This is a genomic window from Photobacterium sp. R1, from assembly GCF_054600795.1.
The window spans coordinates 1-461 of the sequence record NZ_BAAHZP010000091.1 but is presented as its reverse complement, the minus strand read 5'-3'; the positions used below and the strand labels follow the sequence as shown (position 1 = coordinate 461).

At 49.7% G+C, this 461-nt stretch carries 1 protein-coding gene and 1 pseudogene; both read left to right on the top strand.

Translation table 11 applies throughout. The annotated features are described in order from the left end of the window. The coding region (locus tag ACYP03_RS24105; protein WP_459782377.1) for an MbcA/ParS/Xre antitoxin family protein at positions 1-201 on the top strand (201 nt) is incomplete at its 5' end. A gap of 1 nt (position 202) precedes the next feature. Further along, a pseudogene (locus ACYP03_RS24100) lies at positions 203-461 on the top strand (RES family NAD+ phosphorylase); the annotation flags it as partial.

Genomic DNA, 461 nt, shown 5'->3' with positions numbered 1-461 from the left:
ATGAGCTACATACTGAATATCCATAAATGTCTGCGTATTTTATTTACCCACGAAGACAGTGTGTATCAGTGGGTGCAGAAGCCTAATACACACCCGTTTTTTGCTGGGCGAAGTGCGATGGAGGTGATGGGCCAGGGTAAGGTTGCAGACTTGTACGAAGTGGCTATGCGTCTGAACGCTTGGCGTGGAGGACGGTCCTGACATGCAGAATGCATATACTCTCAAGCACTTCAGAGAGCAGTCTTGCTATCGATTAATTCCCTCGAAGTATCCGCCAATTAACCTGTATGAAGATGTCGCAGAACCCGATCAGCTGGAAGCAATCTTTGCCGTTGAAGCCCTGACTAACCCTCGTTTGGCTGAAGAAACCGGGCAGTTTGCTCGAGTACCGGTTGAGGAGAGGCTGGTCGGTATCCCTCACTGTAGCTACGTGATGGCTGCATTTACGCATGTAAACCCGG